Annotated in this window: 14 protein-coding genes; 10 read left to right on the top strand and 4 right to left on the bottom strand. The window is 70.9% G+C overall.

The features are described from left to right. Window positions 1-68: 68 nt before the first annotated feature. The gene (locus ACFYNP_RS25330) at window positions 69-896 is read right to left on the bottom strand and encodes a DUF1206 domain-containing protein (protein WP_388408977.1); all 828 of its coding nucleotides are present in this window, start codon (window positions 894-896) and stop codon (window positions 69-71) included. A 151-nt stretch (window positions 897-1047) separates the two neighbouring features. Then, on the bottom strand, window positions 1048-2571 hold the full coding sequence (locus tag ACFYNP_RS25325) for a catalase (protein ID WP_388408974.1): 1524 nt from the start codon (window positions 2569-2571) through the stop codon (window positions 1048-1050). Between the two features lie 293 nt (window positions 2572-2864). Between ACFYNP_RS25325 and ACFYNP_RS25320 the strand changes: the two genes are divergently transcribed. Next, window positions 2865-3299, top strand: coding sequence for a hypothetical protein (locus ACFYNP_RS25320; RefSeq protein ID WP_388788429.1), 435 nt, complete (start codon window positions 2865-2867; stop codon window positions 3297-3299). Window positions 3300-3354: 55 nt separating this feature from the next. Here the strand turns inward: ACFYNP_RS25320 and gyrB are convergent, their stop codons facing one another. Continuing rightward, the gene (gyrB, locus tag ACFYNP_RS25315; RefSeq protein ID WP_388788426.1) at window positions 3355-5421 is read right to left on the bottom strand and encodes a DNA topoisomerase (ATP-hydrolyzing) subunit B; all 2067 of its coding nucleotides are present in this window, start codon (window positions 5419-5421) and stop codon (window positions 3355-3357) included. A 501-nt stretch (window positions 5422-5922) separates the two neighbouring features. Here gyrB and ACFYNP_RS25310 point away from each other — a divergent pair. Genes ACFYNP_RS25310 through ACFYNP_RS25290 form a run of 5 tightly spaced genes read left to right on the top strand, consistent with a single transcriptional unit; the run spans window position 5923 to window position 11339 of the window. Then, window positions 5923-7182 (top strand): NAD(P)/FAD-dependent oxidoreductase, encoded by a 1260-nt coding sequence (locus tag ACFYNP_RS25310; RefSeq protein ID WP_388788423.1) that lies wholly within the window; start codon window positions 5923-5925, stop codon window positions 7180-7182. Then, window positions 7179-7952 carry a DUF1365 domain-containing protein gene (locus tag ACFYNP_RS25305; RefSeq protein WP_388408963.1) on the top strand — a complete coding sequence of 258 codons (774 nt, stop codon included), beginning with the start codon at window positions 7179-7181 and terminating at the stop codon, window positions 7950-7952. Before ACFYNP_RS25310 ends, ACFYNP_RS25305 begins: the two co-directional genes overlap by 4 nt. Further along, complete coding sequence (locus ACFYNP_RS25300) at window positions 7949-9226, top strand: class I SAM-dependent methyltransferase (protein WP_388788420.1); 1278 nt, start codon at window positions 7949-7951, stop codon at window positions 9224-9226. Before ACFYNP_RS25305 ends, ACFYNP_RS25300 begins: the two co-directional genes overlap by 4 nt. Further along, a complete protein-coding gene (locus ACFYNP_RS25295; protein WP_388788417.1) occupies window positions 9223-10515 on the top strand; it encodes a class I SAM-dependent methyltransferase in 1293 nt (430 codons plus the stop codon). Before ACFYNP_RS25300 ends, ACFYNP_RS25295 begins: the two co-directional genes overlap by 4 nt. Beyond that, entirely contained in the window at window positions 10512-11339 is an 828-nt protein-coding gene (locus tag ACFYNP_RS25290) for a DUF1295 domain-containing protein (RefSeq protein WP_388788415.1), read from the top strand. The genes ACFYNP_RS25295 and ACFYNP_RS25290 overlap by 4 nt, the downstream gene beginning before the upstream one ends. 60 nt (window positions 11340-11399) lie before the next feature. On the opposite strand, the gene ACFYNP_RS25285 is transcribed toward ACFYNP_RS25290, so the two are convergent. Further along, a complete protein-coding gene (locus ACFYNP_RS25285) occupies window positions 11400-12041 on the bottom strand; it encodes a carbonic anhydrase (protein WP_388788412.1) in 642 nt (213 codons plus the stop codon). Between the two features lie 162 nt (window positions 12042-12203). Between ACFYNP_RS25285 and ACFYNP_RS25280 the strand changes: the two genes are divergently transcribed. From ACFYNP_RS25280 to ACFYNP_RS25265, 4 genes are all read left to right on the top strand, one after another. Continuing rightward, complete coding sequence (locus ACFYNP_RS25280; RefSeq protein ID WP_388788408.1) at window positions 12204-13844, top strand: molybdopterin-dependent oxidoreductase; 1641 nt, start codon at window positions 12204-12206, stop codon at window positions 13842-13844. 127 nt (window positions 13845-13971) lie between these two features. After that, window positions 13972-14622, top strand: coding sequence for a fasciclin domain-containing protein (locus tag ACFYNP_RS25275; protein WP_388788406.1), 651 nt, complete (start codon window positions 13972-13974; stop codon window positions 14620-14622). A 108-nt stretch (window positions 14623-14730) separates the two neighbouring features. Next, on the top strand, window positions 14731-15558 hold the full coding sequence (locus ACFYNP_RS25270) for a helix-turn-helix transcriptional regulator (RefSeq protein ID WP_388788403.1): 828 nt from the start codon (window positions 14731-14733) through the stop codon (window positions 15556-15558). A 214-nt stretch (window positions 15559-15772) separates the two neighbouring features. After that, window positions 15773-16762, top strand: a complete 990-nt coding sequence (locus tag ACFYNP_RS25265; protein WP_388409724.1) for a methyltransferase — start codon at window positions 15773-15775, stop codon at window positions 16760-16762. Window positions 16763-16796 lie beyond the last annotated feature (34 nt).

Genomic DNA, 16796 nt, shown 5'->3' with positions numbered 1-16796 from the left:
TCCGCGTATCGCCCGTCCCGGGACAAATCCGTACCGATGGGGGCGGGTGCCCGGGTCTCACCCACGGCTCACATGCGGCGCCAGCGTGCCGACGCGAAGGAGAAGGCGCCGAACAGCATCAGCCCGACCGCGACCGCGACCAGCAGCCAGGGGCCGGCGGGAGTGGCGGCGAAGCTGCGCAGCGTGGCGTCCACGCCCTTGGCCTGCTGAGGGTCGAAGCGGATGGCGGCCACCAGCACGAAGATCCCGGCCGCGGCACCCACCATGCCGCGCGCCACTCCACCGCCCACACCCAGCCCGGTGACGACCTGACGGGTACCGGTGGGGGTGTTCGAGAGGTCGAGCCGGCGCAGGAAGCGCCGCATCGCCGCGCGTACCGCGATCCCCACGCCGACGCCGATGAGCACACAGCCCGCGGCGCCCACCAATTGCTGCCCGTAGGGGAGCTGGAGCGCGGTGCGGGTCCAGTCGCGGGACTTCGCGTCGCCCCCGCTTCCCCGGTCGCCGACGGCGAAGGAGGCCGTACCCCAGCAGACGGACGCGTAGAACACGGCCCGCCCGGCGTTCATGACGCGCGCGGTGGCCTTGCCGTCGCGACCGCGTCCGCGCACCGCCACGATCCCGCGCCACACGGCCATGCAGCCGAATCCCACGGCCAGCGCCCACAGCACCGCGACGCCGAACGGCTTGCCGGCCACCTCGGCCAGAGCACCCTCACGGTCCGCCTCGCCGCCACCGGCTCCGACCGCGATCCGGATCGCGAGTACGCCGATGAGGACGTACACGACACCGCGGGCGACGAAGCCCGCACGGCCCGCGGCACTGACCGTCTCCTGCTGCGTGAGGTGCTTGCGGCCAAGTCCGCCGCGGTTCCTCTGTATGTGTGACGATGCCACGCTTCCCCCCACCTTCCCGACACCCGGACGCGGCACGCGTCCCTGGTCGCCGGGTGCCCCGTGGGCGCCCACCCCATGCGCCGGGCCGGTCCCTCGCTTCAGGTGTGAGGAACCGGCCCGGCGGCAGGCGTGGGGCGATCGCCCCCGGTGATCAGGCCTTCGACTGCATGTCCCGGCGGGCCGGGTTCCCCTGCTGCTCGGCCTTGGGGTCCTTCTCGTCGGCCTTGGCGCGCACCCCTCGCTCGATCCGCTCACCGATCGACTTGTCGATGTTGGACCAGTACTCGAAGGCCCGCCGCAGGACCGGCTCGGTGACTCCGTTGAGGAGGTGGCCCACGACGTTGTCCACGAGCCGGTCGCGGGCCGCGTCGTCGAGGACCTCGCGCACCATCGTGCCCGCCTGGCCCCAGTCGTCGTCCTCGGCGTGGTCCACGTAGGCCGCGCGGGTGATCTCCCCGTCGGCCGTCCAGCTCGGCGGGCTGCCGTACCGCTGGGTGTCGGCGGCCGGTCCGCCCTTCGAGTTCGGGGCGTACACGGGGTCGGAGGTCTTGCGATACGCCATCGCCCCGTCCTTCGAGTACGTGTTGACCGGGACGACCGGCGCGTTGACGGGCAGCTGCTGGTAGTTCCCGCCGATGCGGTGGCGGTGCGCGTCCGCGTACGAGAAGAGCCTGGCGAGCAGCATGCGGTCCGGGCTCGGGCCGATGCCGGGGACCAGGTTGTTCGGCTGGAACGCCGCCTGCTCGATCTCGGCGTGGTTGTCGGTCGGGTTGCGGTCCAGCGTCATCCGGCCGACCTCGATCAGCGGGTAGTCGCCGTGCGGCCACACCTTGGTCAGGTCGAACGGGTTGAACCGGTAGTCCGCCGCGTCCTCGTACGGCATCACCTGCACATGCAGGGTCCAGCTCGGGTATTCGCCGTCCCGGATGTGCTCGAAGAGGTCCCGGGTGTGGTAGTCGGTGTCGGCGGAGGCCATCTGGTCGGCCTCGTCCTGCGTGAAGAACTCGACGCCCTGGTCGGTCTTGAAGTGGTACTTCACCCAGAAGCGCTCACCCTGGGCGTTGATCCACATGTAGGTGTGCGAGGTGTAGCCGTTCATGTGGCGCCAGGTGCGCGGGATGCCGCGGTCACCCATCAGCCAGGTGACCTGGTGGGCGGACTCCGGCGAGAGCGTCCAGAAGTCCCACTGCATGTCGTGGTCGCGCAGGTTGTTGTCCGCGCGGCGCTTCTGGGACCGGATGAAGTGCTGGAACTTCATCGGGTCCTTGACGAAGAACACGGGGGTGTTGTTGCCCACCATGTCGTAGTTGCCCTCGCTGGTGTAGAACTTCAGCGCGAAGCCGCGGGGGTCCCGCCAGGTGTCCGGGCTGCCGCGCTCGCCCGCGACGGTCGAGAACCGGGCGACCAGTTCGGTCCTGGTGCCGGGCTGGAACAGCGCGGCCTTGGTGTAGGCACTGACGTCGTTGGTCACTTCGAAGTGACCGAAGGCACCGCTTCCCTTGGCGTGGGGCTGGCGCTCCGGGATCCGCTCCCGGTTGAACTGTGCCATCTGCTCGATCAGGTACGAGTCCTGGAGCAGGATCGGTCCGCCCGGGCCGACGGTGAGGGAATGTTCGTCGCTCTCCACCGGGGCGCCGGAATCGGCGGTGGTCGGCTGGCGTGGCGTGTCTGTCATCGGTCTGCCCTCCGTCATTGCGGTGCGCGATGCAACGTACTCAGGCCGCGATCGCGAAACGGAAACCGCGGCAGTACGCGTGTAGCCGTCTCCGGGGCTCTGCAAACCCGCGCATATCAGTCAGCTGGATCAGAATGCTCACGGGGATCGGCTCTCGGGGACTCCGGCCGGTTCCGGGAAAGACCCCGAACGGCGTACCTGGCCGGGGTCCGGCCGGGCGGTGGATACCAAAGTCGCGGTCCACCAGACCAAAGGCCGATCCATCGAGGGCGCGGCCCGCCGAGGATGAAGGCATGGACCCTCAGGAGAGCCCCCACGAGCCCACGTCCGTCCGGCCCGTCGTCCGGGCCACCTACATCGGAGCCACCGCCGATGAGCTGCGCCGCAAGACCGGCGCCGACAAGATCGCCGCCGGTGTCTCGCAGAAGGCGCTGTTCCAGCGCCGCGGCTCCATCGCCCTGTACGAGGACCGCCTCGTGCTCGGTGGCTGGAACGAGGCCGGCGACCTGGTGCTGTGCGGCGCCGACATCGCCGTGGCGCGGACCCGCTTCACCGAGCTTTACGGCCGCTTCCTCGGCGGCCTGCTCAACGCGGGCAAGCCCCTTGTCCTGGAGACCAGGACGGCAGCCGGGGAGATCTACCTCCTCATCGACCGCAAGGAGTTCATGGAGACCACCGACGACCGGGCCTGGGAGCGGCGGATCAACGCGTGGCTCGGCAACGCCTGACGCCCCGGCCGGCGCGAAGTCGTCCCAACACCCGTCACCGCCGGCGGAGTCGACGTCAGATGTCGAGGAAGCGGACGTCCCGCGCGTTGCGCTGGATGAAGGAGCGCCGGGCTTCCACGTCCTCGCCCATCAGCGCCGAGAACAGGTCGTCGGCCAGCGCGGCATCGTCGAGGGTTACCTGGCCGAGGACCCGGTGCTCCACGTCCATCGTGGTGACGCGCAGCTCCTCGGCGTTCATCTCGCCCAGGCCCTTGAAGCGCTGGATCGAGTCCTCCCGGACCCGCTTCCCGGCCTCGCGGCCCGCCGCCACCAGGACATCCCGCTCGCGGTCCGAGTACGCGTACGCGAAGTCGTCCCGAGCCCACTTGATCTTGTAGAGCGGGGGACGCGAGAGGTAGACGTGCCCGCCTTCGATCAGGGGCCGCATGAAGCGGAAGAGGAAGGTGAGGAGCAGGGTGCTGATGTGCTGGCCGTCGACATCGGCGTCCGCCATCAGGATGATCTTGTGATAGCGGAGCCTCTCGATGTCGAAGTCTTCATGGACCCCGGTTCCGAAGCCCGCGATGAGCGCCTGGATCTCGGTGTTCTGAAGGATCTTGTCGATCCGTGCCTTCTCGACGTTCAGGATCTTGCCCCGGATCGGCAGGATCGCCTGGAACTCGGGGTCGCGCCCGGACTTCGCGCTGCCGCCGGCGGAGTCACCCTCGACAATGAAGATCTCGCACTTCGCCGGGTCGTTGGACTGGCAGTCCGACAGCTTGCCGGGCATCGAAGCCGATTCGAGGAGACCCTTGCGGCGGGTCAGATCCCGCGCCTTGCGTGCGGCGACGCGCGCGGTGGCGGACGCGACCGCTTTGCGCACGATGTCGGCGGCCTCGATCGGGTGGCGGTCGAACCAGTCCGTCAGGTGCTCGTGCACGACCCGCTGCACGAACGCCTTCGCCTCGGTGTTGCCGAGCTTGGTCTTGGTCTGCCCCTCGAACTGCGGCTCACCCAGTTTCACGGAGATGATCGCCGTCAGGCCCTCGCGGATGTCCTCGCCGGTGAGGTTGCCGTCCTTCTCGCGCAGCAGGCGCCGTTCGCGGCCGTAGCGGTTGACGAGGGTGGTCAGGGCCGTGCGGAAGCCCTCCTCGTGTGTGCCGCCCTCATGGGTGTGGATGGCGTTCGCGTAGGAGTACACGCTCTCCGCGTACTGGGTGTTCCACTGCATCGCGACTTCGACGGACAGCGGACGTCCGGTGTCCGCTGCCTCGATGCCGATGACGGTCGGGTGCACGGGCTCGCCCTTACGGGCGTTGAGGTAGCGCACGAAGTCGACGATGCCGCCGTCGTACCGGTAGGACACGGTCTTGGCGGCCTGCTCCCGTGCGAGGTCCGATCCGGCCTCGTCCGCGCCGGCGCTCTCCCGCGCCGCCGCCCGTTCGTCGGTCAGCGTCAGGGTCAGGCCCTTGTTGAGGAAGGCCATCTCCTGGAAGCGCCGGGACAGCGTCTCGAAGGCGTAGTGGGTGGTGTCGAAGACATCGGCATCGGCCCAGAACGTGATCGACGTGCCCGTGCGCGAGGTCTCTTCGTGCCGCACCAGTGGTCCGGTGGGCACCCCCTGTGCGTAGGACTGGGTCCAGCGGTGGCCGTCCGCCCGCACCTCGGCCGTCAGCCGTGACGAGAGCGCGTTGACCACCGACAGGCCCACGCCGTGGAGCCCCCCGGAGACGGCGTACCCGCCGCCGCCGAACTTGCCGCCCGCGTGCAGCACGGTCAGGACGAGCTCGATGGCCGGGCGGCCCGTTCCGGGGTGGGTGCCGACGGGAATGCCACGGCCGTTGTCGACGACCCGCACTCCGCCGTCGGCCAGGATCGTGACGTCGATCCGGTCGGCGACCCCGGCCATCGCCTCGTCGACGGAGTTGTCCACGATCTCCTGCACCATGTGGTGCAGTCCCCGCTCGCCGGTCGAGCCGATGTACATGCCCGGCCGCTTGCGGACCGCGTCAAGACCCTCCAGAACGGTGATCGCGTTCGCGTCGTAGGAACCGGGGGATACCCCGCTGTCCCCGGAGGAGACGGCAGAGACAGGGGTGGTGGCGACAGCGGTGGTGGTGGTCGGAACTCCGGAGTCGGTCAAGGCGAGGCTCCCTTTCGGGCACGACGAACCACGCCGCCGCGCACGCGCACGGCAGCGGTGGGTCACTGACGGATGGGAGAAGCCCGGGCAGGCGTAAGTACGCCCTCGGGGCCGTGGCTCCGGGCGTATCGAGCGCCCGAAGGTGATGTTCACTCTACCGGCCGAGCGAACCGGGGATAGGGCATCAAGACCCCTGTGTGGCCACTGGAGGCTCTATCAGTCCCCTCGGTTAGTCCCTCCACATTGATTTGGCTTACTCGGCCCCAGGGGGCGCTCGTCGCCGTCTCGGGCCATCCGGGGAATGTGCTCAGGCGGGTAATTCCAACGTCACGCGGTGGCACTGGTGGCGGGGCTCGTCCCATGTCTCGACCGCCGGTGGCGGCGCCGGGCGCCGTCTGCCAACCGCGACCAATCCGCGGGGCGCGCGGGACCGAATCACTGACAGACGGGGGCCGGACGGTCGGCCGTGCCGTTGCTGTCGGTCTGAGGAGGCGCGCGGAGATGGAGCGGCGACAGATAGCCGTGGTGGGCAGTGGAGTGGCCGGCCTTACCGCCGCCCATGTGCTGCAACGGGCCTGTGACGTGACGCTGTACGAGGCGGACGACCGGGTGGGCGGGCATGCCCACACGCATGAGCTGACCCAGGGCCCGGGGAAGGTGGTGCGGGTCGACAGCGGGTTCATCGTCCACAACGAACGCACGTACCCCCTGTTGCTGAGGCTGTTCCGGGAGCTCGGGGTGTCCACCCAGGACGCGGAGATGAGCATGTCCGTGCGGTGCGACGGCTGCGGGCTCCAGTACGCCGGGGCTCGTGGGCCCGCAGGCCTCTTCGCCCAGCCGAGCAGTGTCGTACGGGGCCGCTACCTGCGCATGCTCGCCCAGGTGCCGGCCTTTCACCGTGCCGCGCGCGCCGCACTCGTCTCGGACCGTGAGGGTGAGTCGACCCTGGGCGAGTTCCTGGCCGAGGGCGGCTTCACGCCGTACTTCGTGCACCACTTCGTGACCCCGCTGGTGTCCGCGGTGTGGTCGTGCGGTCCCGAGATCGCCATGCGCTACCCGGCCACCTATCTCTTCCGGTTCCTTGAGCACCACGGGATGCTGTCGGTTCGTGGCGCGCCCAAGTGGCGGACGGTGACCGGCGGTTCGGTCGAGTACGTCAGCAGGGTCGTGAAGCAGCTGACCGCCGTCCACACCGCGACCGAGGTGCGGGAGGTGCGACGGGACGCGGGCCGGGCCCGGGTGGTCACCGGCGACGGTGAGCGCGCCTACGACTCCGTGGTCATCGCCGTCCATCCCGACCAGGCGCTCCGGCTGCTGGCCGACCCCACCCCGGACGAGGCCCGTGTCCTGGGTGCGTTCCGGTACTCGCGCAACCACACCGTGCTGCACACCGACGCCACCGTGCTGCCCACGGCTCGCCGGGCCAGGGCCTCCTGGAACTACCGCATGCCCTCCTGCCGGACAACGGCGGACAAGGTACAGGTCAGCTATGACATGAGCCGGTTGCAGCGCCTTGAAGGACCGCGGCCCTACATCGTCAGTCTCAACGCGGAGGGTCGCATCGACGACGCCCAGGTGCTGGACCGCATGACGTACGAACACCCCGCCTACACACGGGAGTCGGTGGCCGCGCAGCGGCAAATGCCGCGGCTGAACACACCCGTGACCGTCTACGCGGGCGCCTACCACGGCTGGGGCTTCCACGAGGACGGCTGCCGGTCCGGGGTCCGGGCCGCCGCCGCACTGGGGGTGCCCTGGTGACCGCACCGACCCTGGACCCGACGGTGGACCCGGCGCGCGCCCCGGCGGCCCCCGCGCTCTACGAATGCGTCGTCTCCCACGCGCGGACCGTCCCCTTGCGGCACTCCTTCCGGCACCGCACCTACATGTGGCTGGTCGACCTCGACGAGCTGCCCGTGCTGCCGCGCCCGCTGCGCCCGCTGGCCCGTTTCGACCCCCGCGACCACTTCGCCGGCACCGAGCCCTCGCTGCGCGGCGGACTCGACCGCTTCCTGGCCGCGCACGGCACGCACCTGGACGGTGGCCGCGTCCTCATGCTCGGGCACGCACGCGTACTGGGGCATGTGTTCAACCCCCTCACGCTGTACTGGTGTTACGGCCCCGACGGCGACCTCAGGACCGTAGTGGCCGAGGTCCACAACACGTACGGCGAACGCCACTGCTACCTGCTGCGCACCGACGAGCGGGGCGCCGCATCGGTGGCCAAGGAGTTCTACGTCTCGCCGTTCTTCCCCGTCGACGGGACCTACCGGATGCGCCTGCCCGAACCGGCCGCGAAGCTCGAACTGAGCGTGCAACTGCGACGCGGCGGCGAGCGGCCGTTCACCGCGACCGTGCGGGGCGTACGCACCAGGGCGACGCCCGGGCGGCTGCTGGCCGCCGCGCTGCGGCACCCCTGGTCGACGGCCGCCGTCTCGGCCGGTATCCGCCGGCACGGCCTGTGGCTGTTCCTGCGCCGGCTGCCCGTCCAACCCCGACCCCGCCACTGTCTCCAGGAGGGCATGAAGTGAAGGCCGCTGTCTCGTACCCCGACGACCGGAGCACGACCGCCGCACCGCGGGTGCGTGTGGACGCTTCCCGGTGGCCCGACGTCGCCAGGGTGCCCCGCAGCTCGCCGGTGCGCGCACGGGTGGCCGAGCGGATCGTGCGGCGGGCGCTCGGCCGGCTGCCGTTGCGGGTGGAGCTGGGCGCCGCCCCGCACACCGGCGACCAGGGCCCGCTCGTCAAGGTGCACGACCCGCAGGCGTTCTTCCGCCGCCTGGGCGCGGACGGGCTGATCGGCTTCGGCGAGTCCTACATGGCCGGGGAGTGGGACACCGACGACCTGGTCGGTGTCCTCACGGTGCTGGCCGCCAACGTCGCCTCGCTCGTCCCGCGCCCCTTGCAGAGCCTGCGCGGGCTCTGGGCGCGGCGCCGGCCGGCCCCGCAGCGCAACACCCTGCAAGGGGCTCGCGCCAACATCAGCCGGCACTACGACCTGTCCAACGATCTGTTCGCCCTGTTCCTCGACGAGACCATGACCTACTCCGCGGCCCTCTTCCGCGGCTTCCCGGCGCCGTGGCCGAAGCTGGCCGACGCACAGCACCGCAAGATCGACCGACTGCTCGACCTGGCCCAAGTCACCGACGGGACAAGGCTGTTGGAGGTGGGCACCGGCTGGGGCGAGCTCGCCCTGCGCGCGGCCGCCCGGGGCGCCCAGGTGCGGACCGTGACACTCTCCCAAGAACAGCGCGCATACGCGATGCGGCGCATCGAAGCGGCCGGCCACGCGGACCGCGTCAGCGTCGAGCTGTGCGACTACCGGCAGGTCACGGGAGACTTCGACGCCATCGTCAGCGTCGAGATGATCGAAGCCGTCGGTGAGGAGTACTGGCCCGTCTACTTCGACACCCTGTCCGGCCGGTTGGCCCCGGGCGGGCGGATCGTGCTGCAAGCCATCACCATGCCCCACGAGCGCATGCTGGCGACCCGCGACACCTATACCTGGATCCACAAGTACATCTTCCCCGGCGGCCTGATCCCCTCCGTCGAGGCCATGGACCAGGCGGCCCGGACGGCGGGCCTCGCGACGGTGTACGACGACGCGTACGGAGCGCACTACGCCGAGACCCTGCGGCTGTGGCGCGAGCGGTTCGCGGCGCGGGGCGAAGAGGTCGCCGCGCTCGGCTTCGACGCCACCTTCACCAGGATGTGGGAGTTCTACCTCGCCTACTCCGAGGCCGGTTTCCGGGCCCGCTACCTGGACGTCCACCAACTGGTGCTCACGAAGGCGGAGGCCCGATGAAGCCGCTGGCACCTCGCCTGGCCGAGGCCGTCGAGGGATACCTGGGAGCCATGCCGGTACGGCTACGGGCCTGGGACGGCAGCGAAGCCGGGCCCGACGAGGCACCGACGGTGGTGCTCCGCACACCGCGCGCCCTGCGCCGTCTGCTCTGGCAGCCCGGTGAACTGGGCCTGGCCCAGGCCTACATCGCGGGCGACCTCGACATCGAGGGCGACCTCACCACCGGGCTCGGCGCCGTGTGGCGCGCGGTCCGCGAACGCGGGCCCGGCCCCGGCCGTCAGCTGCCGCACCGGCACCTGACCGCCGCCCTCGCCGCGCTCCGGTGCGGTGCCATCGGCCCGCGCCCGCCGGAACCCGGTGCCCGTCAGGCCCGCCTGCGCGGCCGACCGCACTCCACCGACCGGGACCGGGCGGCGATCAGCCACCACTACGACCTGTCCAACGACTGGTACGCGCTGCTCATGGATGAGTCCATGGCGTACTCCTGCGCCTACTGGACCCGCCCCGACGACCCGCGTTACGGACTGGCCGAGGCCCAGCGCGACAAGCTGGAACTGATCTGCCGCAAGCTGGCCCTGACCCCCGGTGTCCGCCTCCTGGACGTGGGCTGCGGCTGGGGGAGCCTGTCCCTGTACGCGGCCCAGCACTTCGGCGCCCGCGTCACCGCGGTCACCCTGTCCCGGGAACAGCGCGACTTCGTGGCCGCCCGAATCCGCGAACGAGGCCTCGACGACCTGGTGAAGGTGCACCTGCGGCACTACCGGGACATCACGGGAGCCGACTACGACGCCGTCTGTGCGATCGAGATGGGCGAACACGTCGGCGCGGCGCAGTACCCGGCCTTCGCCGCGCGCCTCCACACGCTGCTGCGTCCCGGCGGCCGACTCCTGGTCCAGCAGATGTCGCGCACCGGAACCGCCCCCGGTGGCGGCGCGTTCATCGAGTCCTACATCGCCCCCGACATGCACATGCGGCCGCTGGGAGACACCGTCTCGCTGCTGGAGGGGGCCGGGCTCGACGTGTGGGCCGTGGAGTCGTTGCGCGAGCACTACGTCCGTACCATCGCCGCCTGGTACGCCACCCTGGAGGCGCGCTGGGCGGAGTTCGTGTCGCTGGGCGGGCAGGAGACGGCCCGGGTCTGGCGGCTGTATCTGGCCGGCGGCGGTCTCGCGTTCGCCGAGCGCCGCATGGGCGTCGACCAGATCCTGGCCGTGCGCCCCGGCAAGGACGGCACGGCCAGCATGCCCGCGACCCTGCACGACTGGTACCGGCCGGAGGGGACACCGTGAACGGCTTCCCGTGGCACGCCTTCGCCGTCAACCTGGCCCTGACGGCCGTCACGGCACTCGCCGTCGTCCTCATCACCTTCGCCGTCGCGGTGGTCAAGGGACGCCATCGGATCGTCGACATCGCCTGGGGTCTCGGCTTCGCCGCGGTGGCCGTGGTCGGCCACGCGGCCTCGGCCGGTCACGGCGACGACGCCCGGCGGCTCCTGGTGACCGCGGCGACCGTGATCTGGGGGCTGCGGCTTGCCGCCTACATCGCCTGGCGTGGCCGTGGGCACGGTGAGGATCCCCGCTACGACCGCATGCTCTCCAAGGCCCCGGGCAGCCGCAACGCCTATGCCCTGCGCATGGTCTACCTCTTGCAGGGCGCCCTCATCTGGCTGATCTCGCTGCCCGTCCAGGCCGCCCAGTACACGCATGGGCCGCTGGTGCCCACCGCGGTGGTCGGCGGTGTGCTGTGGGCGGCCGGCCTGGTCTTCGAGAGCGTGGGCGACCACCAGCTGGCCAGGTTCAAGGCCGACCCCGCCCAGCACGGCCGGATCATGGACCGCGGCCTGTGGTCATGGACCCGCCACCCGAACTACTTCGGCGACTTCCTGGTCTGGTGGGGCCTGTTCGCCCTGGCCTGCGGCACCTGGCAGGCGGCGGCGGTGTCCGTCCTGTCGCCGCTCGTCATGTCCTACCTGCTCACCCGGGGCAGCGGGCAGCGGCTCCTGGAGGAGCACATGAAGGACCGCCCCGGATACGCCGCCTACGCGGCTCGCACCAGCGGCTTCGTTCCGCTGCCTCCGCGCCGCCATCCCACCTCGGACGCGCCCCGCCCCTGACTGGGCCCTGCCCCGACCGGGCCCCGCCCCTGACCGCGGACGGTCAGGGGCCGTACCTCGTCAGGACAGGGCGCTCTCCGGCACGTCGACGCCACGCGCGGTGACCAGGCGTGCCGTGCCGTCGACCAGACGGTAGGACAGGCCCACCACCGCCGTGGTGCCCGCCTCGACCGCGTCCGCGAGAACGCGCGAGCGGTCGAGCAGCAGGCTGACGCTGTGCTTTATGTGCTCGGCGATGAACTCCTCGTCCTCGGTGTGGCCCGCGGCCTGCGAGGCGAGCACGCTCGGGGTGACCCGCTCGATGACGTCCTGGACATAACCGACCGCGGTCGTGCCGCTCCGCACGGCGGAGCGGGCCGCCGCCACCGCGCCGCACGCGTCATGGCCGAGGATCACGACCAGCGGGCAGCCGAGCACACTCACTCCGTACTCGATGCTCCCCAACACCTCCGGGCCCACCACGTGACCGGCGGTGCGCACCACGAAGAGGTCGCCGAGCCCGCGGTCGAAGATGATCTCGGCGGCCAGCCGGGAATCGGAGCACCCGAACAGCACGGCGAACGGATTCTGGCCGGGCACGACCTCGGTGCGACGCGTGGCGTCCTGGTTGGGGTGATCCGGCGACCCCGTGACGAATCGCTGATTGCCGCTCAGCAGGGTCTCCAGAGCGGCACGGGGTGTGGGGGTCTGCGGTGTGGTCATGGGCGGCAGGGTACAACGCCGCCTGCCAGGCAATTCATGGGAGGCGTCGGCAACCACGGGCTCGGCGCGGTCCTGCCCGACGGGGTGCCGGGAACAGGCGGGAGCAACTCGTAGGGGTGAGTGGCCAATCCGGCGGCCCATCCGCTCCGAATAGGAGCCGTGATGAAAATTCTGAGCAGGGGCATTCGCCTTCCGCTCGCAGCCCTGTCCGGACTGCTCGCCGGGTTCGCCGCACTGACCGTCGCGGAACTGGTGTCCGCGGCGGTACGGCCCGAGTCCGGCCCGGTGATCGCGGTGGGCGGTGCGTCCATCGACCGCACTCCGCCCGCCCTCAAGGACTGGGCGATCCGGCACTTCGGCACCAATGACAAGCTCGTCCTGCAACTCGGCATCCTCGCCGTCCTCGCCCTGCTGGCCCTCGTACTCGGGGTGCTGGCACTGCGCTTTCGCCGTACCGGGGCGGCCGGGGTGCTGTTGTTCGGTGTCGTCGGGGCACTGGCCGCGACGGGCCGGCCCGACTCGACCAGTCCGGCCGACGCACTGCCTTCGGTGGTCGGCGCGGTGGCGGGCGCGGGTCTGCTGTACCTCCTGATCGGACGGCTGGCCGTACGGCGTGGGAACTCAACTCGCCTCCCTGAAACGGGTGTTGAGAGTTCCGTCGGCGGGGAAGGGGTCGTCGGCGAGGAGGACGGGGAGAGAGACGGCTCCCCGGGCTGGGACCGGCGGGGGTTCGTGATCGCGGCCGGTGCCGCGGCCGTGGTCTCGTCCGGGGCCGGCCTCCTCGGCAGGTCGCTCAACGACTCCCGCGGCCAGGGGGCGGTCGCCTCGCGCGCCAGGCTGACGCTGCCGAGGCCCGCCTCCCCGGCCCGGCCGATCCCGTCCGGAGCGATCCTGCACACGGCCGGCATCAGCCCGTTCGTCACCCCCAACGCCGACTTCTACCGTGTCGACACCGCGCTGGTGATCCCGAAGGTCGACGCCACCTCCTGGCGGATGAAGATCCACGGCAAGGGTGTCGGACGTCCGCTGACCCTCACCTACCAGGACCTGCTGGCACGACGACTCATCGAGCGGGACATCACGTTGACGTGTGTCTCCAACGAGGTCGGTGGTCCTTATGTGGGCAACGCGCGCTGGATCGGGGTGCCCCTGGCCGAGCTCCTCAAGGAAGCGGGGGTCCGGCCGCCGTCGCGGGGAGGCCCGGCCGATCAGCTCGTGGCCCGTTCGGTGGACGGCATGACGATCGGCAGTCCCGTCGAGGACGTCATGGACGGCCGGGACGCCATGCTCGCCCTCGGCATGAACGGCGAACCGCTTCCGTTCGTGCACGGCTTCCCGGTGCGCATGGTCGTGCCGGGCCTGTACGGCTACGTCTCGGCGTGCAAATGGCTACAGGACCTGGAGCTGACCAAGTTCGACGCCTACGACTCGTACTGGGTCAAGCGTTCCTGGTCCCGGAAGGCGCCCATCAAGACCGAGTCGCGCATCGACACCCCGAAGCCGTTCGCGCGTCCGAAGCCCGGCACGGTGATGATCGCCGGAGCGGCCTGGGCACAGCACCGGGGGATCGACCGGGTCGAGGTACGGGTCGACGAGGGGGCCTGGATGCCGGCGGACCTCGCCGCCGAGGACTCCAGCGACACCTGGCGTCAGTGGTCCCTGCCCTGGAGGGCCACCTCCGGCACCCACACGCTGACGGTCCGCGCCACCGACCGCACCGGTCGGGTACAGACCGAACAGCGCACCCAGACCATTCCGGACGGCGCGAGCGGCTGGCACTCGGTGGTGGTCACCGTGGACTGACCACGCACCCCCGCCAGCCCGACGGGGCGCCGAGCGCGGCCGCCACGCGGCAACTCCCGCCCCCGTCCCACCGCAGCGCACGCATTCCAGCCAGATCCACTTCAACGCCATCCCACAGGAGAAGTCAATGAACGCCCTGCGCATCCGCCGTGCCACCCTCGCCGTCACCGCCGCGGCCGTCCTCCCGCTCGTCCTGAGTGCCTGCGGGGGCAGCGACAGCAAGAAGGACAGCTCCTCCCCGTCCTCCGAGGCCGCCGCGCCCCCCGCCGCGCAGTCGTCCGCCGGCGGCGACGCGGCCATGACGGACAAGCCGTTCGGCACCGCGTGCGCCTCCGTGCCGAAGGACGGTGCGGGTTCGTTCGACGGCATGGCGAAGGACCCGGTCGCCACCGCCGCCTCGCACAACCCGGCGCTGTCCACCCTGGTCGCGGCCGTCAAGAAGGCCGGTCTGGTCGACACCCTCAACAACGCCCAGAACATCACCGTGTTCGCCCCGACCAACGACGCCTTCGCGAAGATCCCGAAGGCCGACCTGGACAAGGTCCTCAACGACAAGGCCACCCTGACCAAGATCCTCACCTACCACGTGGTCGGCCAGAAGGTCACTCCCCAGCAGTTGGGGAACGGCTCGTTCGACACCCTGGAGAAGGGCAAGGTCACCACCGCCGGGTCGGGCACCGCGTACAAGGTGAACGACAGCGCCGACGTGGTCTGCGGCAATGTGCCGACCGCCAACGCGACCGTCTACATCATCGACACGGTCCTGATGCCCAAGTAGGCCCGAGGCCCAGGCGAGCAGAGTTCGGCCGGTCCTGTCCGTGCCCCCCAGGAACAGCGGGGAACTTTCATCCAAGACAGGACCGCCGAAGTCGGCGACCGTAGGGGCATGCACAGCTACGCAATGGGTCCGGCGGCTCCGGACCACGACGCCGGGACGGGCTGGGAGGTCGCCCGCCCTCTCGGCCCCCTGTCTCTCGGCGGCGTCCGGATGGCGGGGTTCCGCGACCGCGTCGCCGCAGGCATGGACAAGAGGGTGTTCGCGCAGCCTTCCGTGGTCGTCGTCATCGGGCTCGGGGACGAGCCGTTCCTGATCGAGGACGAGCGCGGGGCACAACCCCTGAGCGGTTTCGTCTCTCCGCTGTCGCCGGGCCGGGCACGTGTGCGCGGCGAGCGGGTCGAGTGCGTCGAAATGCGCCTGACGCCGCCCGCCGCGTACGCGCTGCTGGGCGTCGCCCCGGGCGAACTCGACCGGCCGGCCATCAGCCTCGAAGACGTGTGGGGACGGTCCGGGCAGCTCCTGCGGGAGCAGGTGTCGCAGTGCGCGGCCTGGCAACAGCGCCTGGTCCTGGTGGACGAGTTCCTGGGGCGGCGCGCCGCGGTGGCGCCTTCCCTCACGCCCGAGGTCGCGGCCGTGTGGGACCACATCGTGGCCAGCCGGGGCCGGGTCCGGGTCGACGAGCTCGCCGCGTTCTGCGGTTGGAGCCGCAAACGACTGTGGTCCAGGTTCCGCGCCCAGATCGGCCTGACGCCCAAGCGCGCGGCCATGCTGGTCCGTTTCGACCGGGCCGCCCGCGCGCTCCGCGCGGGCCAGAACGCCGCCGATGTCGCCCTGGCCTGCGGATATGTGGACCAGCCCCATCTCCACCGCGATGTCCTGGCGTTCGCCGGGTGTACGCCGAGCGCCCTGGTGGCACCGGGGTCGGCTCCCCTCTGACCCGACTCGTACGAGGGCCCGGTCCCGCCAGGCACGGCTTCGCGGGACGGCCCGGTTCCGCGAGGCCCGGCCCAGTTCGTGCGATGGCCAGGCCCCTTCATGACCACCTCACCGGACACGACCGAAGGAAGCATCTGTGACCACGACCACGACCACCGATGACCGAGCAGCTTCCGCCGACCGCGGGCTGATCGTCCGGATCGCCTTCGGCAGCATGGCGGCGCAGACCCTGCGCGCGGCCGTGCGGCTGCGGGTGATCGAGCTGATGGGCGACACCCCGTGTCGCTCCGACGTAGTCGCCGCGGCCGCCGGGGCGGATCCCCGCGCCATGGCCCGGCTGTTACGCGCACTGTCCGGCCTGGGCCTGCTGACGGAACTGGCGCCCGGCATCTTCTCCGTCACCCCGTTGGGAGCGCTTCTCGACCCCGCCGCTCCCGGCTCCCTCGCGTCCTTCGTCCGGGTGTTCACGGACCCGCTGGCCATACGGGCCTGGGAGCACCTGGACACCAGCGTCCGCACCGGTGACGTCGCGTTCGACGACGTCTTCGGCTCCGACTTCTTCACCCACCTCGCACAACACCCCGAATTCTCCGCGGCGTTCAACACCGCGATGAGTCAGGCGACCGGGGTGGCGGCCGCCGCCCTGCCGCACGCCTACGACTTCGGCCGGTTCGCCTCGGTCACGGACGTCGGCGGCGGGGACGCCACTCTCCTTGCCGCCGTTCTCGCGGCGCATCCGGCACTCGTGGGTGTCGTCCACGACTCGGCGGAGGGCCTGGCGCAGGCACCCGGCACACTGCGGCGGTTCGGACTCACGGAACGCTGCTCGCTGGTCGCAGGCGACTTCTTCCACAGCGTCCCCCGGGGCTCGGACCTCTACCTGGTGAAGAGCGTCCTGCACGACTGGGCGGACGAACAGGCGGTCACGATCCTCCGGCACTGCCGTGAGGCGCTGCCGCCGGGAGGGCGGGTCCTCATCGTGGAGCCCGTGCTCCCCGAAGTCGTCGACGCCGCCCCCGACCCCCGCGACGGTCATGAGGTCACCTATCTGAGCGACCTCAACATGCTGGTGAACATGGGCGGCCGAGAGCGCACCCGCGAGGACTTCGAGGAGCTCTGCCGTCGCGCCGGGCTGGCCCTCGCCTCGGTGGCCCCGCTCGAAGGAGCGGCGCCGTACTTCCTCATGGAGGTCGTCGCCGACTGAGCGCGAGCGCGGAGCGGTGTGCCGGGCTGGAGAC

Origin of the sequence: Streptomyces sp. NPDC006691 (assembly GCF_042869955.1) — a bacterium.
GTDB lineage: Bacteria > Actinomycetota > Actinomycetes > Streptomycetales > Streptomycetaceae > Streptomyces.
The sequence above is the reverse complement of the archived record's forward strand: the minus strand, read 5'-3'. Positions and strand labels throughout refer to the sequence as shown.